The organism is Auritidibacter sp. NML120636, from assembly GCF_003185945.1.
In the GTDB taxonomy this organism is placed as follows: domain Bacteria; phylum Actinomycetota; class Actinomycetes; order Actinomycetales; family Micrococcaceae; genus Auritidibacter; species Auritidibacter ignavus.
On sequence record NZ_QHLO01000020.1, the window covers coordinates 1 to 5631 of the forward strand.

Genomic DNA, 5631 nt, shown 5'->3' on the forward strand with positions numbered 1-5631 from the left:
GAACGGTTGTTTGATAACTCGATAGTGTGCCAAGTTTGTTGATGCCAAATTTTTTTTGTTTGGTTGCCATGGCCTCTTTTTTGCCTCGTTGGTTTTGGGGTTGTGGTTTGGCCAGTGGTGGGTTTTTCCGGCCTGCCTTTTGATCGTTCTTTCTGGGGCGTGACTTCATTTTTGTTGTTCTTGTTTTGGAGAGTTTGATCCTGGCTCAGGATGAACGCTGGCGGCGTGCTTAACACATGCAAGTCGAACGATGAAGCTACAGCTTGCTGTGGTGGATTAGTGGCGAACGGGTGAGTATCACGTGAGTAACCTGCCCTTGACTCTGGGATAAGCCTGGGAAACTGGGTCTAATACTGGATATGACTTCTGACCGCATGGTTGGTTGTGGAAAGTTTTTGCGGTTTTGGATGGACTCGCGGCCTATCAGCTTGTTGGTGGGGTAATGGCCTACCAAGGCTTCGACGGGTAGCCGGCCTGAGAGGGTGACCGGCCACACTGGGACTGAGACACGGCCCAGACTCCTACGGGAGGCAGCAGTGGGGGATATTGCACAATGGGCGCAAGCCTGATGCAGCGACGTCGCGTGAGGGATGACGGCCTTCGGGTTGTAAACCTCTTTCAGCAGGGAAGAAGCTTTGGTGACGGTACCTGCAGAAGAAGCACCGGCTAACTACGTGCCAGCAGCCGCGGTAATACGTAGGGTGCGAGCGTTATCCGGAATTATTGGGCGTAAAGAGCTCGTAGGCGGTTTGTCGCGTCTGCTGTGAAAGCTCAGGGCTTAACTCTGAGTTTGCAGTGGGTACGGGCAGACTGGAGTGCAGTAGGGGAGATTGGAATTCCTGGTGTAGCGGTGGAATGCGCAGATATCAGGAGGAACACCGATGGCGAAGGCAGGTCTCTGGGCTGTTACTGACGCTGAGGAGCGAAAGCATGGGGAGCGAACAGGATTAGATACCCTGGTAGTCCATGCCGTAAACGTTGGGCACTAGGTGTGGGGGATATTTCCACGTTTTCCGCGCCGTAGCTAACGCATTAAGTGCCCCGCCTGGGGAGTACGGCCGCAAGGCTAAAACTCAAAGGAATTGACGGGGGCCCGCACAAGCGGCGGAGCATGCGGATTAATTCGATGCAACGCGAAGAACCTTACCAAGGCTTGACATACACCGGATCGTTCCAGAGATGGTTCTTCCCTTTTTGGGCTGGTGTACAGGTGGTGCATGGTTGTCGTCAGCTCGTGTCGTGAGATGTTGGGTTAAGTCCCGCAACGAGCGCAACCCTCGTTCTATGTTGCCAGCATTTGGTTGGGGACTCATAGGAGACTGCCGGGGTCAACTCGGAGGAAGGTGGGGATGACGTCAAATCATCATGCCCCTTATGTCTTGGGCTTCACGCATGCTACAATGGCCGGTACAGAGGGTTGCGATACTGTGAGGTTGAGCTAATCCCTTAAAGCTGGTCTCAGTTCGGATTGGGGTCTGCAACTCGACCCCATGAAGTCGGAGTCGCTAGTAATCGCAGATCAGCAATGCTGCGGTGAATACGTTCCCGGGCCTTGTACACACCGCCCGTCGAGTCACGAAAGTTGGTAACACCCGAAGCCGGTGGCCTAACCGTTGTGGGGGGAGCCGTCGAAGGTGGGACTGGCGATTGGGACTAAGTCGTAACAAGGTAGCCGTACCGGAAGGTGCGGCTGGATCACCTCCTTTCTAAGGAGAAAGTTTTTTTCTCAGTGTTTTTGTTGGTGCCCTGGTGTGGTGACTGATGCTGTTGTGGTGTTGGTGCTGGGGTGCTGTTTGGGTGGATCATCAATGAATCCCTGGTTGTGTGGGGGTCATGCTGTGGGCTTGGCTGGTTGCTGCTATTAGTACTGTTCCGCGTCGCGTGTTGTGTGTGGTGTGGTTCGTGGAGTGTGGTGGTTGCTGGTGGTGTTCTGGTGTGTTTGGTGCACTGTTGGGTTATGGGGTAATTGTTCCCTGGTGGCCTGTCTGCTCTTGTTGTCATCGTGTTGGTGGTGATGGGGGTGGGTGGGGTGTTGTTGTGGTAATTGCATAGTGGACGTGAGCATCTATCATGACACTGCGGTTTGTGGTGTTGTGGTTGTGCTGCAAAGAGCATGAGTTTGTGCTGCGATCATTGGCCTGTTGGGGTTGGTGGTTGTGGTGGTGTTTCTTTGTGGTTGCTTTAGTTGTTTGTTTTGTGTGTCCAGTCACCATCGCATGATGCTGGTTTGGTGTTGTGTGTGGTGTTGGTGTTGCTTGTTTTGTGGCTTACGTGTGGCGCCATCGGTTGTCCCCTGTGATTCCTTCGTTGTGTTGGGTTGTGGGGGTTGGTGGTGTTTGTAAGTTGTGAAGGGCGCATGGTGGATGCCTTGGTAATAGGAGCCGATGAAGGACGTGGGAATCTGCGATAAGCCTGGTGGAGTTGATAACCGAGCGTTGATGCCAGGATGTCCGAATGGGGTAACCCCGCGCATCGTGGTGGTGCGTGACCGCTGGTTGAATGTATAGGCCAGTTGGAGGGAACGTGGGGAAGTGAAACATCTCAGTACCTGCAGGAAGAGAAAATAATAATGATTCTGCTAGTAGTGGCGAGCGAACGTGGATGAGGCTAAACCTGGTGCGTGTGATACACGGTAGTGGTTGCGTGCTGGGGGTTGTGGGATGCGCTGTGCTGGTTCTACCGGGCTGGCGAGTGATGGTTGCGTGTATGCGAAGTAGTTTGGATGCTACACCGTAGTGGGTGAGAGTCCCGTAGTGGTAACGCGTTGGCCGGGCTTTGGTGTTTTCCCGAGTAGTACGGGGTTCGTGGAGTCCCGTGTGAATCTGCCAGGACCACCTGGTAAGTCTAAATACTTCCTATTGACCGATAGTGGATCAGTACCGTGAGGGAATGGTGAAAAGTACCCCGGGAGGGGAGTGAAAGAGTACCTGAAACCATGTGCTTACAATCCGTTCGAGCGTCCTGTGGGGTGTGAGAGCGTGCCTTTTGCAAAATGAGCCTGCGAGTCAGTGATGCGTGGCGAGGTTAACCCGTGTGGGGTAGTCGTAGCGAAAGCGAGTCTGAAGAGGGCGGTGAGTCGCGTGTTCTGGACCCGAAGCGGAGTGATCTACCCATGGCCAGGTTGAAGCGTGTGTAAGAGCACGTGGAGGACCGGACCCACTTCAGTTGAAAATGGAGGGGATGAGCTGTGGGTAGGGGTGAAAGGCTAATCAAACTCCGTGATAGCTGGTTCTCCCCGAAATGCATTTAGGTGCAGCGTTGCGTGTTTCTTGCTGGTGGTAGAGCTACTGGTTGGCTGATGGGCCCGACAAGGTTACTGACGTCAGCCAAACTCCGAATGCTGGTGAGTGAGAGCGTGGCAGTGAGACTGTGGGGGATAAGCTTCATGGTCGAGAGGGAAACAGCCCAGATCATCGGTTAAGGCCCCTAAGCGTGTGCTAAGTGGAAAAGGATGTGAAGTTGCTGAGACAACCAGGAGGTTGGCTTAGAAGCAGCCACCCTTGAAAGAGTGCGTAATAGCCCACTGGTCAAGTGATTTTGCGCCGACAATGTAGCGGGGCTTAAGCATACCGCCGAAACTGTGACAAACCACCGTGTGGTGGGTTGGGTAGGGGAGCGTCGTGCGTGTGGTGAAGCAGTCGTGTGAACGGTTGTGGAGAGCGTGCGAGTGAGAATGCAGGCATGAGTAGCGATAGGAGGGTGAGAAACCCTTCCGCCGGATGACTAAGGGTTCCAGGGTCAAGTTCATCTTCCCTGGGTTAGTCGGGACCTAAGGCGAGGCCGACAGGCGTAGTCGATGGATAACGGGTTGATATTCCCGTACCAGTGGTAGACCGTCCCTGCTGAGCTGGTGATACTAACCACCCGAGCCTTCCTGGATCACCTTTCGGGGTGACGTGGTTGGTGAGCGTGGGACCTGAACTGGTGAGGCAAGCGTGTTAACAGGTGTGACGCAGGAAGGTAGCCGGGCCAGGCAGTGGAATGGTCCTGGTCTAAGCGTGTAGGATGCAGGGTTGGTAAATCCGCTCTGTGTGTGTCTGAGACGTGATGGGCTCCCACGTGGTGGGAGATCTGGTGATCCTATGCTGCCAAGAAAAGCATCGACGCGAGGTTGACATTGCCCGTACCCTAAACCGACTCAGGTAGTCAGGTAGAGAATACTAAGGCGATCGAGAGAATCATAGTTAAGGAACTCGGCAAAATGCCCCCGTAACTTCGGAAGAAGGGGGGCCTCGACCTTGACACCCACGTGCTGGGTGGAGGGGGTAGGGGCCGCAGAGACCAGGGGGAAGCGACTGTTTATCAAAAACACAGGTCCATGCGAAGTCGTAAGACGATGTATATGGACTGACTCCTGCCCGGTGCTGGAAGGTTAAGCGGAGCTATTAGCCCTTGTGGGCGACGTGGTGAAGTTAAGCCCCAGTAAACGGCGGTGGTAACTATAACCATCCTAAGGTAGCGAAATTCCTTGTCGGGTAAGTTCCGACCTGCACGAATGGAGTAACGACTTCCCCGCTGTCTCAACTGTGAACTCGGTGAAATTGCAGTACGAGTAAAGATGCTCGTTACGCGCAGAAGGACGGAAAGACCCCGAGACCTTCACTATAGTTTGGTATTGGTGTTCGGTGTGGCTTGTGTAGAATAGGTGGGAGACTGTGAAGCTAGCACGCTAGTGGTAGTGGAGTCGTTGTGTGAAATACCACTCTGGTCATAGTGAACATCTAACTTCGGACCGTGATCCGGTTCAGGGACAGTGCCTGATGGGTAGTTTAACTGGGGCGGTTGCCTCCTAAATGGTAACGGAGGCGCCCAAAGGTTCCCTCAGCCTGGTTGGCAATCAGGTGTTGAGTGTAAGTGCACAAGGGAGCTTGACTGTGAGACTGGCAGGTCGAGCAGGAACGAAAGTTGGGACTAGTGATCCGGCGACTCGTTGTGGAACGGTCGTCGCTCAACGGATAAAAGGTACCTCGGGGATAACAGGCTTATCTTGCCCAAGAGTTCATATCGACGGCATGGTTTGGCACCTCGATGTCGGCTCGTCGCATCCTGGGGCTGGAGTTGGTCCCAAGGGTTGGGCTGTTCGCCCATTAAAGCGGTACGCGAGCTGGGTTCAGAACGTCGTGAGACAGTTCGGTCCCTATCCTCTGCGCGCGGTGGAGAATTGAGAAGGGCTGTCCTTAGTACGAGAGGACCGGGACGGACGAACCTCTGGTATGTCAGTTGTACCGCCAGGTGCATGGCTGATTGGCTACGTTCGGGATAGATAACCGCTGAAAGCATCTAAGCGGGAAGCTTGCTTCAAGATGAATTCTCCTGACACCCTTGTGGTGTGAGAGGTTCCCAGTAGATGACTGGGTTGATAGGCCGGGTGTGTAAGCACGGACTGACGACGTGTTGAGCTGACCGGTACTAATAGACCAAAGACTTACAAACACCCCCAACCAACCACAAACCACTCCCCGCCCGCCGGGGGTTGGTGGAGGATCACGGGTCTGGGGTGTGAGATGGTAAGCCAGAGACAACACCACACCCTGACACAACACCACCCCAACCGGGGGTGGCCTGTCAGGGTGATCACGAGCAAACACTCACGGCACACACAAAAAACACGACACCCATCGTGTTCTAGCC

At 54.3% G+C, this 5631-nt stretch carries 2 rRNA genes; both read left to right on the plus strand.

The annotated features are described in order from the left end of the window. Nucleotides 1–182 precede the first annotated feature (182 nt). Nucleotides 183–1706 (plus strand): 16S ribosomal RNA (locus DCC25_RS11175). A 630-nt stretch (nucleotides 1707–2336) separates the two neighbouring features. After that, nucleotides 2337–5433: ribosomal RNA gene (locus tag DCC25_RS11180) — 23S ribosomal RNA — on the plus strand. Together the 16S and 23S rRNA genes form the textbook arrangement of a ribosomal RNA operon. The last annotated feature ends 198 nt before the right edge of the window (nucleotides 5434–5631 follow it).